General features: G+C 40.6%; 13 protein-coding genes and 2 pseudogenes. 5 read left to right on the top strand and 10 right to left on the bottom strand.

All coding sequences use genetic code 11. From position 1 onward, the window contains the following. Positions 1-5 precede the first annotated feature (5 nt). From tlpB to QAP06_RS06790, 5 genes are all read right to left on the bottom strand, one after another. Complete coding sequence (gene tlpB, locus QAP06_RS06810; protein WP_286465568.1) at positions 6-1,703, bottom strand: methyl-accepting chemotaxis protein TlpB; 1,698 nt, start codon at positions 1,701-1,703, stop codon at positions 6-8. A 218-nt stretch (positions 1,704-1,921) separates the two neighbouring features. After that, a complete protein-coding gene (locus tag QAP06_RS06805; RefSeq protein ID WP_350317267.1) occupies positions 1,922-3,652 on the bottom strand; it encodes a bifunctional metallophosphatase/5'-nucleotidase in 1,731 nt (576 codons plus the stop codon). 155 nt (positions 3,653-3,807) lie between these two features. Further along, positions 3,808-4,275: an S-ribosylhomocysteine lyase gene (locus QAP06_RS06800; RefSeq protein WP_286465565.1), complete on the bottom strand. Its 468-nt coding sequence runs from the start codon at positions 4,273-4,275 to the stop codon at positions 3,808-3,810. 34 nt (positions 4,276-4,309) lie between these two features. Further along, positions 4,310-5,452: a cystathionine gamma-synthase gene (locus QAP06_RS06795; RefSeq protein WP_286465564.1), complete on the bottom strand. Its 1,143-nt coding sequence runs from the start codon at positions 5,450-5,452 to the stop codon at positions 4,310-4,312. Between the two features lie 24 nt (positions 5,453-5,476). After that, complete coding sequence (locus tag QAP06_RS06790; protein ID WP_286465563.1) at positions 5,477-6,394, bottom strand: O-acetylserine-dependent cystathionine beta-synthase; 918 nt, start codon at positions 6,392-6,394, stop codon at positions 5,477-5,479. Between the two features lie 113 nt (positions 6,395-6,507). Here QAP06_RS06790 and QAP06_RS06785 point away from each other — a divergent pair. Beyond that, positions 6,508-7,087 (top strand): annotated as a pseudogene (locus QAP06_RS06785) (hypothetical protein). 229 nt (positions 7,088-7,316) lie between these two features. Here QAP06_RS06785 and dnaK read toward each other — a convergent pair. From dnaK to QAP06_RS06770, 3 genes and pseudogenes are all read right to left on the bottom strand, one after another. After that, positions 7,317-9,179: a molecular chaperone DnaK gene (dnaK, locus tag QAP06_RS06780; protein ID WP_286465562.1), complete on the bottom strand. Its 1,863-nt coding sequence runs from the start codon at positions 9,177-9,179 to the stop codon at positions 7,317-7,319. Positions 9,180-9,210: 31 nt separating this feature from the next. Continuing rightward, positions 9,211-9,786 carry a nucleotide exchange factor GrpE gene (gene grpE, locus QAP06_RS06775; RefSeq protein WP_286465561.1) on the bottom strand — a complete coding sequence of 192 codons (576 nt, stop codon included), beginning with the start codon at positions 9,784-9,786 and terminating at the stop codon, positions 9,211-9,213. After that, positions 9,786-10,621 (bottom strand): annotated as a pseudogene (locus QAP06_RS06770) (HrcA family transcriptional regulator). The gene grpE and the pseudogene QAP06_RS06770 overlap by 1 nt, the downstream one beginning before the upstream one ends. Positions 10,622-10,841: 220 nt before the next feature. On the opposite strand from QAP06_RS06770, the gene QAP06_RS06765 reads away from it, so the two are divergent. Continuing rightward, on the top strand, positions 10,842-11,471 hold the full coding sequence (locus QAP06_RS06765) for a class II aldolase and adducin N-terminal domain-containing protein (protein ID WP_286465560.1): 630 nt from the start codon (positions 10,842-10,844) through the stop codon (positions 11,469-11,471). A 20-nt stretch (positions 11,472-11,491) separates the two neighbouring features. Continuing rightward, positions 11,492-11,788 carry a hypothetical protein gene (locus QAP06_RS06760; RefSeq protein WP_286465558.1) on the top strand — a complete coding sequence of 99 codons (297 nt, stop codon included), beginning with the start codon at positions 11,492-11,494 and terminating at the stop codon, positions 11,786-11,788. Between the two features lie 9 nt (positions 11,789-11,797). Here QAP06_RS06760 and QAP06_RS06755 read toward each other — a convergent pair whose 3' ends face one another. Both QAP06_RS06755 and QAP06_RS06750 read right to left on the bottom strand, forming a co-directional pair. Continuing rightward, positions 11,798-13,681: a motility associated factor glycosyltransferase family protein gene (locus QAP06_RS06755; protein ID WP_286465557.1), complete on the bottom strand. Its 1,884-nt coding sequence runs from the start codon at positions 13,679-13,681 to the stop codon at positions 11,798-11,800. A gap of 60 nt (positions 13,682-13,741) precedes the next feature. After that, on the bottom strand, positions 13,742-15,286 hold the full coding sequence (locus QAP06_RS06750) for a flagellin B (protein ID WP_286465556.1): 1,545 nt from the start codon (positions 15,284-15,286) through the stop codon (positions 13,742-13,744). 164 nt (positions 15,287-15,450) lie between these two features. On the opposite strand from QAP06_RS06750, the gene topA reads away from it, so the two are divergent. Together topA and QAP06_RS06740 are read left to right on the top strand one after the other, a co-directional pair. Further along, positions 15,451-17,661, top strand: a complete 2,211-nt coding sequence (gene topA / locus QAP06_RS06745; protein WP_286465555.1) for a type I DNA topoisomerase — start codon at positions 15,451-15,453, stop codon at positions 17,659-17,661. Continuing rightward, entirely contained in the window at positions 17,654-18,580 is a 927-nt protein-coding gene (locus tag QAP06_RS06740) for a radical SAM protein (protein ID WP_286465554.1), read from the top strand. The genes topA and QAP06_RS06740 overlap by 8 nt, the downstream gene beginning before the upstream one ends. Positions 18,581-18,676: the final 96 nt, after the last annotated feature.

Genomic DNA, 18,676 nt, shown 5'->3' with positions numbered 1-18,676 from the left:
CCTAATTAAGTTTTAAACAAATTCACTTGTTTGTCTAAATTCATGGCCGTTTCGCTCACATGCGTAGCGATGTTTAAAATATCTGAAGAATCCGCTAAAGTTTTAGAAACCACTTTTTCCACTTCTACAAAATCGCTTACCATAGCTTCAATTTGGCGTCCGGATTTAGCGTAATCGTCCATGCTTTGATTGCTGTCTAAAACGACTGAGCTTAAATTAGAACTCATTTTTTCGTAAGTTTCTTGCACGCTTTTACTCATATCGCTCAAGCGCTCCATTTTTTGCGAATTGAGATTCATTTGCGAGCTCACGGCATTGATTTCTTGGACAATCACCATGATAGTGGAATTGATTTCAGCTAAAGACTTTTGAGTGCGCCCGGCTAAATTCCTAACTTCATCAGCCACCACCGCAAAGCCTCTGCCATGCTCGCCGGCCCTTGCGGCTTCAATAGCGGCGTTTAGGGCTAATAGATTCGTTTGATCGGCAATATCATTGATAATATCCAAAATGGATTTGACATCATCAGCGTTACGGCTGAGTTGCTCCACTTGGCTAGAGAGTTCCTCTTCAGTGTGCGCGCTCTCTGTGATTTGAGAAAATAAATCCCCAATCGCATCCTTGCTCTCTTTGACAAACGCTTGCGTTTCAATCAAACGCTTCCTTAACCCTTGAGACTGCTTTATGGAAGCATTCATCATGCCCGCTATATCAGTGGCTTTATTTTTCACGGAATTTAGGGTGGTTGATGAATTTTTCATACTCTTTTGGGTTTCTTGCGTGATTTGGACTAATTTATCCATTGAAGTTTTATTGAGGGTGGAAATCCCTTTAATCTCTCCCATAATCAAGCGGGCGTTTTCCACAAACAAATTGACCCCACGGCCCACTTGCGAGATTTCATCGTTGCGATCACCCACATCAATTTTGGCCCTCAAATCCTTATCCCCATGGCTAAAAGCATTGATTTTAAGGACCAGTTCATCAATGCGTTTCACGATCCTTAATTTAGCGTATACGAGCGTCAAAACCACTAACGCTATCGTCGCTGTCAGTATCCAAAGGAATAATTTCGTGGTGTTTTCATTAAAAACCTTATTCACGCCTTCTTTAATCGCTTTATTTTCGGTGTTAATGTCAGTGTAATAAGAAGTCGCTGCGATCACCATTTGAGACACCTCATCATAATGCGAGTAGGCGAATTTTTTCTCCGGCACGCCTCCATCGTATTTAGGCATTTTGTAATAAGTGTAGCCTCCCCCTTTTTTAGCCGCTTCCAAATACCCCCTAACATAATACACCCCATCAACGCTCTGAGCGTCAAGCCCTGATTGACCTACGGTTTTAGGATTGACCGGATCAAACAATACTACCCCATTTTTATCCACCACCACCATGTAAATCATGCCCTTATCGTCGTTGATGCGTTTAAAATAATCCAACGCCATTTTTCTTGCAGTAGCATTGTCAAAACTTTTGTAATACTCATGAATGCCCTGTTCAAGAAGTTTTGTCATGTAAGCGAGCGTTTTTTCACGCTTTTTGTATTGCCCGTTTTCTAAATGTTCCATGAGTTGCGCTAGCACATCTTTTTGCATAACCTTTACAAAACCAATAAAAAGCCCCCCTAAACCTAAAAGAGCGGCTAACACGACTAACATGATACGAGTCCCCAACGAAGAAAACATTGAAAAAAACACCATTCATCTCCTATCAATCATTTTTAAGTCAAACCCTAATTTTAGAGTTTAGCTTCTAAATGCACCCCCCCCCCCCCCCCCGAAAAATGAGTGGTGGCACAAAACAAAATTAAAAACCCGGTTGTTTGAAAACCACTGTAAACAGAGAACAAACGAGACAAAATTATAAAACACCTTTTTTTAAGTTAGGCTTAAAAATAAACATAATAAAAATAAAAATCTTATTTAACTTCACTTTCCTTAATGGATTTGACATTCAAAGTCCTCCCATCTTTTGAAGTGGGGATTTTGATGCTCCCCTCTTTTAATTTTTCTCTCAATTTTTCCAACAACGGGTTTTTGAAATTGTAGTTGATGATTTCCCAGTTATGTTCCAGTTCAGGGGTTACCTTCCCGCCTTTTTCTTCCGTGATGTATTTGATGATTAAATCTCGTATTTGCCCGTTATCTTGTAACTCGTCGTAAGAATTATAATACCTGTTGGCGTCTGTAACCAATTTTAATGTCGTGGATAATGTCCCGAATCGGTAATTGTTGATCGCTAATTTATAGACCGCTTTGGGGTCAAGGGGTTTGTTGTTGATTGTAGGATTAATAATCCTTGATCCGGCGGGTTTTGTAACATCAACTTGGTATTTCACGCCAGAAAACATATCAAAGTTATAACCACGAATATTTTCATTAAAACTGATCGTTAAATCGCCTGGCTGCAACTGATTGTAAAATCGGTATGACCATTCCATGTATTTCAACAGATTTTCACCCGTGATATGCACCCCAATAAGCGTATTAGCGAACTTATAAATGTAAGCGACATCTTTTCTTTTGAAAGGCCCTTTTTTCAAATTCGCCCCAAAATTGAATAAGGCTACCGCTGAAACATCGGCTTTTGCGTAATATTTTTGCACTTTATTAATCAATTCTATCACCGGTGTTTCTTGCAAGGCGGCGGTTGGCATCGTGGTGATTTTTTCTCCTCCTGTGATAAAATCAGGCCTGTCAATAAAGGTTTTTGTAACTTCGCCAACCACTTCATTAGCGTATTCTTTTGATTTTTTATCCACATATTCGTATTTTTTCGCTAATTCTTCATCTTCTAAAATATCTTTTGTGGGTAAATTTTCAGTCGTTACGATTTTTTTCTTCGTTTGGGTGTCAAACACCACCACGCCCTTTGCCAGATAAGCCCCATACGCTCCAGGCTCAATGGTATGCACCTTTCCTATTTTAGTGTTATAGACCGCATGCTCATGCCCTGCAAAAATGATGTCAAATTGCGGGAATTTTTTCGCCAAATCAGGTATCCCGTCGCCACCTTTCTCATCTTCTCGCCCCAAATGAAAAGCGCCAATCAAAACATCATACTTCCCTTTCAGCTCTTTCAAAGTCTTTTTTAACGCTTCTTTGGCGTCCAAAAACTTCAAGCCTGCAAAATGTTCAGGCGTAGCGGCCTCCCAAGTGGGGATGTGTGGCACCACATATCCCACAACCGCCACCCTCACGCCATCAATTTTTTTAATCATATAAGGCTTCACAAACGGCTTATTGTCCGCAATTTTGATAATATTCGCATTCACGACACCGCCATTAAACCCCTTAATATTTTTTTCTAAAAAATCTTTACTGAAGTTAAACTCGTGATTGCCAAGCACACGAACATCAAATTTTAAATCGTTTTCGGCTCTAACTAGCGGGTGAACAGGCTCATCATTAAACAACTCCGCGCTATTACCCTGCAACAAATCCCCGCTGTCAATCAAAATCACATTTTTATTCTCAGCCCTTTGCTTTTTGATTAAAGTCGCAATCCTTGTCAAGCCGTTATTGGGTTTTTGTTCGCCAATTGCATAATCATACGAAAAAAGCCGCCCATGAATGTCTGAAGTTTCTAAAAACACGATTTTGACTTCTTTTGCAGATATTGAAAGCGTTAGCGTTAAAAAGATGACCAAAATCAATTTTTTCATTGAAATCCTTTTAATACAAGAGATTCATAACATTAATTTTTACATAATATTAACACCGATACGATGATTTTTGATTGGCATTTAACGCTTATGGGCAAAATGGGTAAGGGGGTAGGGGAGTAAAATCATTCCCCCATTTATCAAACCCCCACTTCAGACCACTCAGCGCGTTTGTCTAAAAAAGCGCGTGCTAAATCCTTGGCGCCCCCTAAAGTGTGGTTAGCCGCCCAACCGCATTGTTTTTCATTGCTGGCAGGCACTTCTGTAGCCTTTAACACATCTTGCATCGTCTTTTCTAAAACCTCTAAAACCTCTGTGTAATTGTCATGGTTTAACACCGTGAGATAAAATCCCGTTTGGCAACCCATAGGCGACCAATCCACGACATAATTAGCATGGTTGCGGATGATCTCAGCGACTAAATGCTCTAAAGAGTGTAGGCTCGGCATGTCCATGTGATCTTTGTTGGGCTGCTTGAAGCGCACATCGTATTTGACAATCAAATCCCCATTAACGCCCTTTTTGCGATCAGCGACACGCACATAAGGGGCTTTGACTTTGGTGTGATCCAAATTAAAACTCTCTACATTCATTTTTGGTGTTTTCATGTTTTTAACTCCTTTAGTTTATAAGTGGCAAATTTTAGCCTATTTTAGCGAACGCTTGCTCTAAATCTTCTAACAAATCCTGTTCATGCTCAATCCCTACAGACAAGCGCACCAGGCCATCTCTAATCCCTGCAGCTTCTCGTTGTGTTTTAGGGATACACGCATGGGTCATAAATGCCGGAATCCCCACCAAACTTTCCACCCCGCCCAAACTCTCGCCTAAAATGAATAGTTTAAGGCTTTCTACAAAAGCAACCGCTTCGCTGTCATTTTTGAGAATGAAAGAGAGCATCCCGCTAAAGCCACGCATCTGTTTTTTGGCTAGCTCGTGGTTAGGGTGAGTGGGAAGACCCGGGTAATAAACCTTTTCTACTTTAGGGTGTTTTTCTAAAAACTCAGCCACGCAAAGGGCATTTTTTTGGTGGGCTTCCATGCGCAATCCTAGCGTTTTAATCCCTCTTTGCAACAGCCAGCTGTCTTGAGGGCCTAAAACCCCACCGATAGCGTTTTGGAAAAAAGCGATCTCTTGGGCTAGTGCTTCATTATTAGTGGTTACAAGCCCAGCGACCACATCGCTATGACCGCCTAAGTATTTGGTGCCGCTATGCGCCACAATGTCCGCCCCCAAAAGAAGCGGGTTTTGGCAATAGGGGGTGGCAAAGGTGTTATCCACAATAGTGAGCAAACCATGATCTTTAGCAACACTAGCGCATTGCGCTAAATCCGTGATTTTAAGCAAGGGATTACTAGGGGTTTCTAAATAAAGGGCTTTGGTATTTTGCCTGATAGCCTTTTTGATTTGGGATATATCGCTAGTGTCTATAATGGTGCAAGAAAGCCCGTTTTTGACAAGCACTTTGTTAAACAAGCGAAAAGTCCCCCCATAAACATCATCACCCAATAACACATGATCGCCTGATTGCAAGAGGGAAAAAACGGCGTGGATTCCAGCTAAGCCAGAGGCAAAAGCAAACCCCTTAACCCCCCCTTCTAAATCGGCGATGAGTTCTTCTAAAGCAAAGCGCGTGGGGTTGCCTGAGCGAGAGTATTCATAGCCCTTATGGCGGCCTATGGCGTCTTGGCGGTAGGTGGAAGTTTGATAAATAGGCACGCTCACCGCCCCCGTTGTCGCGTCCTCACTAATGCCCCCATGGATTAGTTTTGTTTGCATGTGCATGGTTTTTCCTTTTTTATTGAATTTTTATGAATAAATACCTTTAGAAAGATAACGATCGGCAACATCCGGGAAAATGGTTAAAACCTGGCTGCCTTCTGGGAGGCGTTGCACCTCTTTTAATGCTGCTACAAAAGCTGCCCCACTAGAGCTCCCCACTAATAAGCCGTTTTTCTTGGCTAACTTCCTAGTGTAGCTAAAACCCTCTTCATCTGAGATCGTTTCAAAGCCATCAATATCCAAGTTTGCAAAAAAAGGAGGGATAAACTCCACGCCAATGCCCTCAATCTCATGAGGCCCAGGCTCTCCCCCATTCAAAATAGAACCCTCCGGCTCCACCCCAATCAAGCGAATATTAGGAATGCGTTCTTTCAAATACCTAGCCGTGCCTGCAAAAGTGCCACCACTCCCTATCCCGGCTACAAAGCTCGTAAGATTTGTGCCTAATTCTTGGACAATCTCAGGGGCTAGGGTGTGGTAGTAAGCGGCGGGATTATCAGGGTTTTCAAATTGCAAGGGCAAATAGCTATCAGGGATACTTTCGGCTAACTCTTTACTTTTTTTAATGGCGCCAGAAATCCCCTCGCTAGTAGGCGTGTTGATCACTTTAGCCCCCAAAGCCCTCATGATTTGCTGTTTTTCTGTGCTGAATTTTTCCGGGACAACAAAGATGGTTTTGAGATGATGCTTGAGCGCGACTAAGGCTAGAGCGATGCCGGTATTGCCTGCGGTAGGCTCAATGATGGTTGTTTTAGAAGTGATTTTACCTGTTTTAAACCCTTCTTCTATAAGGTATTGGCCTAAGCGATCTTTAACGCTCCCTCCTGGGTTTAAATGCTCCAGTTTGGCGTAAATAGCGGAATTTACGGGAATGGGGTAATCCTTGTTAGTGAATTTAAAAACGGGAGTGCGGCCTATGGCGTCTTGCATTGTGGTGATAATCATCATTCCTCCTATAACAAACAATAAAATTCAATTTTGCGATTATGCCTAAACTCATTAAATGGAATAAGTTTAGGATAAAATGTTGGTTTATTGAAATGGATTAAGGAGTTTTCATGAAAACGATAGAATGGAATGAGGAGCAAAGAAAAGCGTTTTTAGGACTTGTTAAGAGAATTTGTAGTGCTAATAGACGCTAAAGCGCAAGAGGAAAAACAAACAGGTAAAAGACCAAAAATACCAAAGTATGGTTCATGCCAAAACGGGCTGAACAAGTTTTTAACGCCATGGGGTTATGCGTGTAAAATCAGTCTTGGCTCTGGGAACTTATCCCATGAGCCATCCATCGCTTTTTGCCGTCAGGATATTTTAGGGGAAGGATTTGTCAATGGTGAAAAACCAACCCCAAAAAAAGGTTTTTACCTTTGGTTTGCTTACTATTGGTGCAACGATTTTGAAAAGTTTTATCTTTGTATAGGGCGATCCACAGAGGATGATGAGAAAAAAGAGTGTCAAAAATGCCTGGCGTATGACAAGATCGTTAAGCCTAATGGAGGCGAATATTATCAAGAGTTCTATGACAATTTAGAAGCCGATCTTGAAAACATTACCAACGATTTTTTACGCTTTGCTAATGAATTTAATCAAATCCCCACTGCGTGTTTTGAATTAGAACCATCTGGCTCAAACCATTAAGAAACAACCCCATACAAAAAACTCCCCCATAAGGGATTTTCCTAAAATCCCACTAATGCTTTTTAGTCTAAACCTTGAAAAGCTACCGCTTGATTACAATCAAGCTTTGATACTTGGATTAAAAAACGCTACTTTTTAGATTTTGCAATCGGTATCCCATTGATGAAAATGAGAAAAGCAAGCGGATTTTCATTGAAACCGCCCACTTAAAAGAAGTTTTAAAAGCGTTTCACTCCACTTCCGCATCAATCACATCATCGTCTTTTTTCTTGGGCTGCTCGGCGTTGTTTTTATTCGCCATGGCTTCGCCTAATTTTTGAGCCACTTGCGCTAACGCTTTTGTCTTGTCTTCAAGCTCAGCTTTAGTAGCGTTATCGTTTTTGACGCAATCTCTAAGAGCGTTAATGGCGTTTTGGATCTCGTTAGCGTCGTTTTCATTCAAATTCGTTTTATGCTCATCAAGGCTCTTTTGGGTCTGGTGTGCCAAACTATCGGCATGGTTTCTCGCTTCAATCACTTCTTTTTTCCTAGCGTCTTCTTCTTTGTGCAATTCAGCGTCTTTCACCATTTTTTCAATTTCGCTATCAGACAACCCGCTAGAGCCAGAAATTTTAATCTCCTGGCTTTTACCGGTATTTTTATCTTGCGCTGACACGGTTAAAATCCCGTTAGCGTCAATGTCAAAGGTTACTTCAATTTGCGGCACGCCTCTTGGAGCTGGAGCGATGCCTTGCAAATCAAATTTACCCAACGATTTATTATCCCTTGCCAATTCCCTCTCACCTTGTAAAACCATAATGGACACAGCGGGCTGGTTGTCTTCAGCGGTTGAGAACACTTGAGATTTTTTCGCTGGGATAGTCGTGCCTCTATCAATCACTTTAGTCATCACGCCCCCTAAAGTTTCAATCCCAAGGCTTAAAGGCGTAACATCTAATAAAAGCACATCTTTCACATCGCCTTTTAACACGCCCCCTTGAATGCTCGCGCCCACCGCTACGACTTCATCAGGATTGACGCTTTTATTCAATTCTTTATGGATAAACGCTTTCACCCTTTCTTGGACTTTAGGGATACGAGTGGAACCGCCCACCATCACCACTTCTGAAATCTCATTTTTGGTTAGCCCTGCGTCTTTGATCACGCTTTCAATTTTAGAAATCGTTTCTTCCACGAGATCTTCTGTCAAGCTTTCAAATTTAGCCCTAGTGAGTTTTTTAACCAAGTGTTTAGGCCCGGTAGCGTCTGCTGTGATAAAGGGCAAATTGATTTCAGTCTCCATCGCAGAGCTCAGTTCTTTTTTAGCGTTTTCAGCCGCTTCTTTCAGGCGTTGCAACGCCATCACATCGTTTTTAATCTCAATGCCCGTTTCGCTTTTAAACTCAGCCGCTAAGAAATCAATCACACGATTGTCAAAATCATCGCCCCCTAAAAACGCATCGCCCCCTGTGGCTAAAACTTCCACGACATTATCGCCTGTTTCTAACACGGTAACATCAAAAGTCCCCCCACCCAAATCATAAACCATGATTTTTTCGCTCTCTTTTTTATCCAAGCCGTAAGCTAACGCCGCACTAGTAGGCTCATTGATGATCCTTAAAACATTAAGCCCTGCAATCGTGCCGGCTTCTTTAGTCGCTTTTCGTTGGCTGTCGTTAAAATAAGCCGGAACGGTGATCACCGCTTCCGTAACGCTCTCGCCTAAATAACTTTCAGCGTCTTCTTTGAGCTTCATTAAAATTTTGGCTGAAATTTCTTGAGGGGTATAAACTTTACCCGAAATCTCAATCGCACAAGCCCCATTCCTATCCACAATCTTATAAGGCAAGCGTTTTTCAGCTTCTTTAGCCTTATCTTCATTAAACATCAAGCCCATGATTCTTTTAATAGAATAAATGGTTTTTTCTGGGTTGGTTACCGCTTGTCTTTTCGCGCTCTCGCCCACTAAAATCTCGCCCTTATCCGTAAAGGCTACAATAGAAGGAGTGGTGTTTTTACCCTCTTTATTAGCAATAATCTTTGCTTCATTGCCTTCATAAACCGCCATTGCGGAGTTGGTTGTCCCTAAATCAATTCCAATAACTTTTCCCATGCGTTATCCTTTCTTATTAAAATAAATGTTTTTAATCGTTTTTAGCAATGCTCACCATTGCTGGCCTCAAAACTCTACCCTTATACTTGTAGCCCTGTTGCAAAACTTGCACGATTTTCCCGTTTTCTTTTTCTTCGCTTTTGACTTGCATGATCGCATTGTGGAAATGAGGATCAAATTCTTCTAAGCATTCAATCCCCTCAATGCCATGCCTTGCCAAAACTTCATGCAGCTTTTCCATCGTAAGCTCCAAGCCTTTGGTTAAAGCGCTCTCTTTATCCACTTCTACAGCACTCTTGTAAGCCCCAAGAAGCGCATCAATCACCGGCAATAGATCCAATGCGATTTTTTCATACGCATACTCTAACGCCATGCTTTTGTCTCTTTCTAAGCGCTTTTTCACGTTTTCAAAATCCGCATGCACTCTTAAGTATTTTTCGCGCATTTCCTTATATTTAAGCTCAAAATCTTCCTTAATCTCGCATTCTTTTTGGCCCGCTTCTTGATTTTCTTCACCTTGTTGTTCTTTGCAAGCGCAAGCCTTTTCACAAGATTCTGGCTCTTTTTGGCTTAAATGATCGTGTTCTTGGTTGTGTTCATCTTTCATTATTCCTCCTTAGAAATCGTTTGAAAAAACCCTTCATAATCGCATTCTAATTTCCCCACGCAAAGCAGTTGCATCCGCTTGTTTTGAAATTCTATAGGGCGTGTTACTAGCATGCAATCAGGCTCTATAAAATGCAAACCATTTTTCAAGCGCTCTAAAACCTTACCCCCTAAAATGTCAAAAAATAAAGGGCTGTTTAAAAGCGTTTTTAACCCCATCAGATTAAAGCGTGTGATTTGTGTGTTGGAATACTCCAAACGCTCTAATTGCCTGGCCAAACTCAACGCATTGACAGAAGCAGCGATTGAGCGCACTTCTTTAACGCTTCTACCCACAAGCTCTAATAAAAACTTCTCCATTTTAACGCTGTAACCCAGTGTGCAAGAAAACGCCAAAAAATCCAAAATCAAAAAGCGTTTTTCGCACTCAATGACTCTTTCTAAACGCTCCAAACTCGGTTTTTTTAACAGCGTAAAAAGCCCAAAATTTTCACTCGCGCTTTTTAAGCGTTTTTCATTCACCTTTAAAATTTCAAAGTGCAACGACTTTTGCCAATAGTTTTCAAACGCTTTAAAAGTGGGCAATCTAGCGCCACTAGAATGGGCTTGAAAGAGCATGCCATCTTTAGAAAGGATTTGAAAATAATTCCTGATCGTGGCGCAAGATATTTTCAAGTTTGCCAACTCTTTTAAGCGTTTAGAGCTAATGGGTTCTAAAATCTGCAGATAGGTTTTAACAAACGCATCTAACAAACTCTCTTTTTTATTCAAATCAGAACCTACTTTAATTCTTCTTAACATCATTATTTGATTTGAAAAATCTCGTCAATCACCATTCTTGATGAAAGAACCCTCGCATTATAGCATAAAAAGTTAATAATCTATCACTTGTTTTAAAAAAGTGATAAAAATTACCCGATTTTTCTTTAAAGTTTAGTCTATATCACTAAATTTATTTACTAGCATTAAATTAGGATTTTTTATAGAGTTGATTTAATTTAGATCTGTTAGGAAACCAATACCTTTTATTAAAAAAAACTTGTTATCATGATAAACATGAACACACATACAAGAGGCATTGACAGCAATCTGATTCATTCGCTCAAAAGCATTTCATTATCCATGTTTAGAAAGGGTTTTTTTGGGCTTTATCAAGGCTCTATTTCAGCGCGCATTGGCACAAATCAATTTGTGATCAACAAAAGAAACGCTGTTTTTGATCAATTGAATGAAAACACCTTACTGGTTTTGCATGACAAGATAGATTACCGCTGGAAAGAAGCGAGCCAGGATTCGCCCATTCATGCGAGCGTGTATAGGGAGTTTTTGGACGCTAAATTCATCGCTTACGCACGCCCTCCTTATAGTTTGGCGTATTCCTTGCGCCACAACCGATTGCTCCCTAGAGATTATTTAGGGTATCGTTCTTTGGGCGAAGAAATTTCCATTTTTAACCCCAAAGACTATGACAGCTGGCAAGAAAGAGCGGATACAGAAATTCTACGCCAACTGCAAGAGAGCAAAAAATATTTTGTTTTCATTAAGGGGTGTGGGATTTTTGCCTACCACAGAGAGCTTTCTAAACTCATGGAAGTTTTTGATTTGATTGAAAACTCATGCAAGGTTTTACGATTGGGCGATTTAATGGATTATTGCTATAATGATGATCCACGATTGAACGTGTAAAAAGCTAAAAAGGATAAAACATGACCATCAACACCCATTACACCCCTAATTTCACACAGCTCCAAACCTTGAACAACATCAATAATGACGCAACCATAAAAGACAGGAATCAAGCAGAGCAAAATTTACAACAAAGCAATATTCAAGATGGTTTCAGCCAAGATAATGCGCCAAACGCCCCTGATTTTGACAGGTTACAAGCTTTAAACGCTATCAATAACGACGGCGAGATTAAAGATAGATCCCAAGTTGAGAAAAATCTTGTTGATGGTGAAAATATCCCTGAAATTTATTCCAGCCTAGACACATACGCTTAAAAAGGGGTTTTACCATTCTTTCAAAGCCATTTTGATCGCTTCTATCACGCAGTCCATCCCACCCGCTAAACTAAAGAGCCAGTATTTGTGCGCGTAAATGTATTCCAATTGCTTAGCCCTTAATTCGTCTTCATTATTCGTTTTTTTACACACGATTTCAGCGATATGCAATTCCTGGTGGAAGATGTAAGATTGTATCGCATCCATAAAATACGAATTGAATTGTTTGTCGTCAAAAAGCTCTTTAATATTATCAATTTCAGCACTCAAATTTTCTAATTTTTTAAAATCCAGCTCTTCTAATTTTTTTTCTTCATGAAGCTTTTCCACTTCTTCTAAAAATGGCGCCACTTTTAAAAACACTTCTTCAACTTGAGTTTTTTTCTCATTGGCGTATTTGATGATCTCTTCGCATTTTTGTTTAGCGATCTTTAAATTTTTAGCCTGTTCTGATTGAGTGGGATAAATCAAATTGATAGGAGACTTTGGCTTGGATTTGTCTATTTTTTCGCACACTTCTTTAAAAGGCATTTCTTTAGTCCCTTTAATCCTAGCCCCCCCTTCAGTAGCGTTAATGACTTCTAATTTATAGGGCGTGTTGAAAATATCTTTTTCAAAAAATTCTAAGAAAAGTTTCCACACTAAAGTGGTTTCTACTTCCCCATTACCCCCGTATTTTTCTATAAAAATCTTATCTTTATCTTTTTTAGGCTTGATCTCTTTATCGCCATAAATCGCCCCACTAGCGTGGCTGTTACCGCTTTGTGAAAAGCTCAAATCCTGCCCAATAAACACGCATCTTTTGAAACGAGAATGCACTACTAATTCATACGCCATGTTCGCTGCGCTCATGCCTATGCCCACATAACCATACTGGTGCAAATCAAAAAGGTTGGTATAACCAAAGGGGCGGAAACTGAATTGCTTAACCCCCTTTTTAATCGCTTGAATCAATCGTTTATGCACAATGGAAGTCAGAGCAAAAATAACGCCTTCTTGAAAATCTAAGGGGGTTTCTTCGTAGAATTTCGCCGTTAAATCCACCCTTTCTAAAGACAGCACAATATCAGGCTTGATACCGGCTTTAGCCAAAATAGGGAAAGAAGCGTCTATGCAAAAAAGCGTCGCGTAAGGAGCGATTTCTTTTAAAAGGGGGAGTTGCTTGTTCAAACTGGGCCCGGTTGAGACAATGATAGCGGTGTCTCTGTTTTTTAAAGCGCTCACAAAATCCACTAAACTAGGGCTTTTGATGACTTCAGGCAAATTAGCGGCATGCTGTTTGATGCCTATGAGCGCGTCTTTAGCGTCATTGCCTACGCTAATAGCGCCATGCTCTAAAGCACGCGTGAAATGCTGGTTGATTTCTATCATTTGACTAGAGTATTGTTCATAATAAGCGTTAAAAAGTTTTAAATCATACATTCTTGCGTATAAACGAGACTTTTTATCCATATCAAACAACGAAGCGATCATGTTGTAATTGCAAAAATCCGCATGCAATAAAATCAAACGATTTCCTAAAATCTCAGTGGAAAAATCCAAGAGATTCAGCACGATGAAAATAATTTCTATTTCAGGCTCAATGACCACCAAGCGTTTTAAATTGCCATTGCCTAAAAGCAAGCGGTAAAACACCCCATTACCCAAGCCAAAATAATACAAATAAGGATAAAGCATGTAAATTTCGCTATTTTTGTATAACTCTAAGCTTGAATCTAGCGGGCTTTTTTCAAATAAGGGCGTGTTTGTTTCTTTATCTAAGAGGTTGAAATTCGCGCTATCATTCCCTAAAAACACTTCGTATTTTTTGTTTTCTTTAACGGCTTTGAGCTTTGCGAACAAAAGAGGGTCTTTTTTGAAAAGAGCTTGTAAGTTTTTTTGATAAATATCCATTATTTTAACTTATAAAAATAACTTATAAAAAAGACTAACGCCCCCTTAAATCAAGGGCTGTTATTGTAAAAGCCTTAAGACATTTTGTTGCACCGCATTCGCTTGCGCCATAGCAAAACTCCCGCTTTGCGCCAAAATATTGTATTTAGAAAAGTTTGCGCTCTCTTCAGCAAAATCCACATCTCTGATTTGAGATTCAGCCGCTTTAACATTCACTTGGGTTACAGAAATATTATTAATGGTTGTAACCAATTCCATTTGCACCGAACCCATATCAGATCGGATCTTGTCTAATTGCGTGCGCGCAGAATCTGCCATATCCATCACAATCATCGCCCCTTTAAGGCTTGTTACCCCAGCCCCTATGCCTTGAGAATTGGTCTCAGCTTGCGCACCATTAGCGTTCGCTCCGGCTGCTGAAGCCACATTCGCATCAAAAATGCCCCTAACCGCTCTCAAATTCACGGTGTATTCTGCCACCCCTTGAGCGGAATGCAAGCCTACATGGCTAAAATTCACACCGCTCACAATGATGTCTCTAGCGTCGGTTCTGGTCAAGGTTAAGCGCCCAATCACCGCATGCTGTGTCCCAGAAATCCCTGCAAAATTCCCTCCCCCAAAAACCTGACCGCTCGCGCTCGTTGCATGCACAGAAATCGCGCGCCCGTCAATGGAGTGTAAATTAATGCGCCCTTGAATATCCAAGCTCGCTTCCACGCCGGTGCGGTCCTTGACGGAGTTGATCGCATTAATCAACCTCCCGTCAGCGTCGTTTTTATGCACATCATTCACGGTCCCAATTTCTACGCCATTAATGGTAAGATCTTTCACGGTTCCTGATTGCACAGGAGTGCCACCGGTAGCCATGACATTATAAGAAGCCCTAACGCCTAAAGTGTTAGAGAAACGATTGATGATTTCGCTTAACGCTCCGATCCCAGTGCCAGCGCTTGTAGAAATGCGCACGGTTTCAATCTTGTAATCATTCACGCCATTGACTTGTTTGAAATTCAATCCCACTTCAGTCAAGTTTTGTGCCGCCGCGCTAGCGAGCATGCCTGCACCGCTAAAAGAAGAGGTTTCCATGCGCACATGCCCAATCTTATCTGAGCTCGTTGAGCCAATGGACGCTTTAACTGTGGTGTTAGAATACGCACCAATTTGAAATTCTTTGTTAGAAAAACTTCCTGAAAGCATTTGTTGGCCGTTAAAGCTTGTGGTGTTAGCGATATTGTCTAGTTCTTCTAACAACCTTTGAATATCGCTTTGGAGCGCTCTTCGGCTTTCTAAAGTTTGCCCATCTTGAGCGGCTTGAACGGCTTTGGTTTTAATGGTGTCTAAGATTTTGATTTGCTCATCCATCGCTTTATCAGCGGTTTGAACCATACCAATAGCGTCATTAGCGTTGCGGATCGCTTGACCCAAATTCGCGCTTTGACTCCTTAAGCTATCAGCGATCGCCATCCCGCTAGAATCATCAGCGGCTTTATTGATCCTAAGCCCTGAGCTTAACTTTTCAAGCGAGCTTGAAAGGTCTCTGTTGTTTTGAACCCCTACCGCATGAGAAGTTAAAGCGGCGATATTGGTATTTATCCTAAAACTCATGTTTGCATCCTTTGCATAGATATTTGCTGTTAGTCAAGCAAAGGGTGTTCCAACTCTTTGATTTTTAGTGCTGTTATCGTTTTTATGGTTTAATAGGGCGTTCAGTCAAAATTCTATGCTACAATCATTCCTAATAGGTATAAACATTTCATTAAAGGCGTTCAATGAAGCACCTTATTATCGTAGAATCCCCAGCAAAAGCCAAAACCATTAAAAATTTTTTGGATAAAAATTATGAAGTCATTGCCTCTAAAGGGCATGTTAGGGATTTATCCAAATTCGCTTTAGGCATTAAGATTGATGAAACCGGCTTTACTCCTAATTATGTCGTGGATAAAGACCATAAAGAGCTTGTCAAACAGATCATAGAGCTTTCTAAAAAGGCATCTACCACCTACATCGCTACCGATGAAGACAGAGAAGGGGAAGCGATAGGCTATCATGTGGCATGCTTGATTGGGGGGAAATTGGAGAGCTATCCTAGGATTGTTTTTCATGAGATCACGCAAAATGCGATTTTAAACGCTCTAAAAACCCCACGACAAATTGACATGTCTAAGGTCAATGCCCAACAAGCCAGACGCTTTTTAGATCGGATCGTGGGCTTTAAGCTCAGCTCGTTGATTTCATCAAAAATCATTAAAGGTTTGAGCGCTGGGCGGGTGCAAAGCGCCGCTTTAAAGCTTGTGGTTGATAAAGAAAGGGAGATCAAAGCCTTTAAGCCTTTAACCTACTTCACGCTAGACGCTTATTTTGAGTCGCATTTAGAAGCGCAACTCATTAGTTATAAAGGCAACAAACTCAAAGCCCAAGAACTCATTGATGAAAAAAAAGCTCAAGAGATTAAAAACGAATTAGAAAAAGAAAGCTACGCTATTTCCAGTATCGTTAAAAAATCTAAAAAATCCCCCACACCGCCCCCTTTCATGACTTCTACTTTACAGCAAAGCGCTTCCAGTCTTTTAGGCTTTTCGCCCACAAAAACCATGAGTATCGCTCAAAAATTGTATGAGGGCGTAGCCACCCCGCAAGGGGTTATGGGGGTGATCACTTACATGAGGACCGATAGCTTGAATATCGCTAAAGAAGCTTTAGAAGAAGCGAGGAATAAGATCTTAAAAGACTACGGCAAAGACTACTTACCCCCTAAAGCCAAAGTCTATTCCAGCAAGAATAAAAACGCCCAAGAAGCCCATGAAGCGATCAGGCCCACTTCTATTATTTTAGAGCCAAACGCTTTAAAAGACTATCTTAAGCCTGAAGAATTAAAGCTCTATACTTTAATTTACAAACGCTTCTTAGCTTCTCAAATGCAAGACGCTCTTTTTGAAAGCCAAAGCGTGGTTGTGGCTTGCGAAAAAGGCGAGTTTAAAGCGAGTGGCAGAAAACTCCTTTTTGATGGCTATTATAAAATTTTAGGCAATGACGATAAGGACAAATTGCTCCCCAATTTGAAAGAAAATAACCCCATTAAATTAGAAAAACTAGAGAGCAACGCCCATGTTACAGAACCTCCAGCGCGCTATTCAGAAGCGAGCTTGATTAAAGTTTTAGAAAGTTTAGGCATAGGCAGACCTAGCACCTACGCCCCAACGATTTCCCTTTTGCAAAACAGAGACTATATTAAGGTAGAAAAAAAGCAGATCAGCGCTTTAGAGAGCGCGTTTAAGGTGATAGAAATTTTAGAAAAGCATTTTGAAGAAATCGTGGATTCCAAATTCAGCGCTTCTTTAGAAGAGGAACTGGACAATATCGCTCAAAATAAAGCCGACTACCAGCAAGTCTTAAAGGACTTTTACTACCCTTTTATGGATAAAATTGAAGCCGGGAAAAAGAACATCATCTCTCAAAAAGTGCATGAAAAAACCGGCCAATCATGCCCTAAATGCGGTGGGGAATTGGTCAAAAAAAATAGCCGTTATGGGGAGTTTATCGCTTGCAACAATTACCCTAAATGCAAATATGTCAAACAAACTGAAAACGCCAATGATGGAGCCAATCAAGAATTGTGCGAAAAATGCGGAGGGGAAATGGTGCAAAAATTCAGCAGAAACGGGGCGTTTTTGGCTTGCAACAACTACCCTGAATGCAAAAACACCAAATCGTTAAAAAACACCCCTAACGCAAAAGAAGTAATAGAAGGCGTGAAATGCCCAGAATGTGGGGGGGATATTGCCTTAAAAAGGAGCAAGAAAGGCTCGTTTTATGGCTGCAACAATTACCCTAAATGCCATTTTTTATCCAACCATAAGCCCATCAATAAGCGTTGCGAGAAATGCCATTATTTAATGAGTGAAAGAATCTATCGCAAAAAAAAGGCGCATGAATGCATTAAATGCAAAGAGCGCGTGTTTTTAGAGGAAGATGATGGCTAAAGAAAATCTGCCTATCGTTTTTGGACCCATTTTATCTAGGCGTTTTGGGAAGTCTTTGGGCGTGGATCTATCGCCCTCTAAAAAACAATGCAATTACAATTGCATTTATTGCGAGTTGGGTAAAGCCAAGCCCATTGAGTGCATGGAAGAAGTGATAAAAGTAGAAACCTTGATTAACGCCATTCAAAACGCCCTAAACAACCTTGCTACCCCCATTGATGTTTTAACCATTACCGCTAATGGCGAACCCACGCTATACCCTCATTTATTAGAGCTTATCCAAAGTATCAAGCCTTTTTTAAAGGGCGTTAAAACTTTGATTTTAAGCAATGGCTCGCTCTTTTATGAGCCAAAAGTCCAGCAAGCCTTAAAGGAATTTGACATCGTTAAATTTTCTTTAGATGCTATTGATTTGAAAGCCTTTGAAAGAGTGGATAAGCCTTATTCCAAAGACATTAACAAGATTTTAGAGGGGATTTTGAGCTTTTCTCAAATCTATCAAGGGCAACTGGTGGCTGAAGTGCTGTTGGTTAAGGGCGTGAATGATAGCGCGAACAACTTAAAGCTCATCGCTGAATTTTTAAAACAAATCAATATAGCCAGAGTGGATTTAAGCACCATAGACAGACCCTCAAGCTTTAAAGCCCCTAAATTAAGCGAAGATGAATTGTTAAAATGCTCTTTGTTTTTTGAAGGGCTTTGCGTGAGTTTGCCTAAACGATCCATTACTCAAGCCAAAAAATTGATTTCTTGCGGTATAGACGAATTGCTCGCTTTAATTTCTAGGCGCCCTTTAAGTGCAGAAGAAGCCCCCCTAATACTAGATCCTAACACCTTTAAGCATTTAGAAACTTTATTAAACCATAAGCAAATTACGATTAAAAAAGTCGGCTCTTTGGAGTTTTATTGCACGTTTTAACCTCCATTGGTAACCCATAGTTTTACCTTACTTTAGGGATAGCTTAAGCTTTTAAATAAGGATCTCTTTTATTACCAAATAACGCCACCATAAAAA

Source organism: Helicobacter pylori, assembly GCF_030323545.1.
Taxonomy (GTDB): Bacteria; Campylobacterota; Campylobacteria; order Campylobacterales; family Helicobacteraceae; genus Helicobacter; species Helicobacter pylori_CO.
This window is presented reverse-complemented; position numbering and strand designations above follow the sequence as displayed.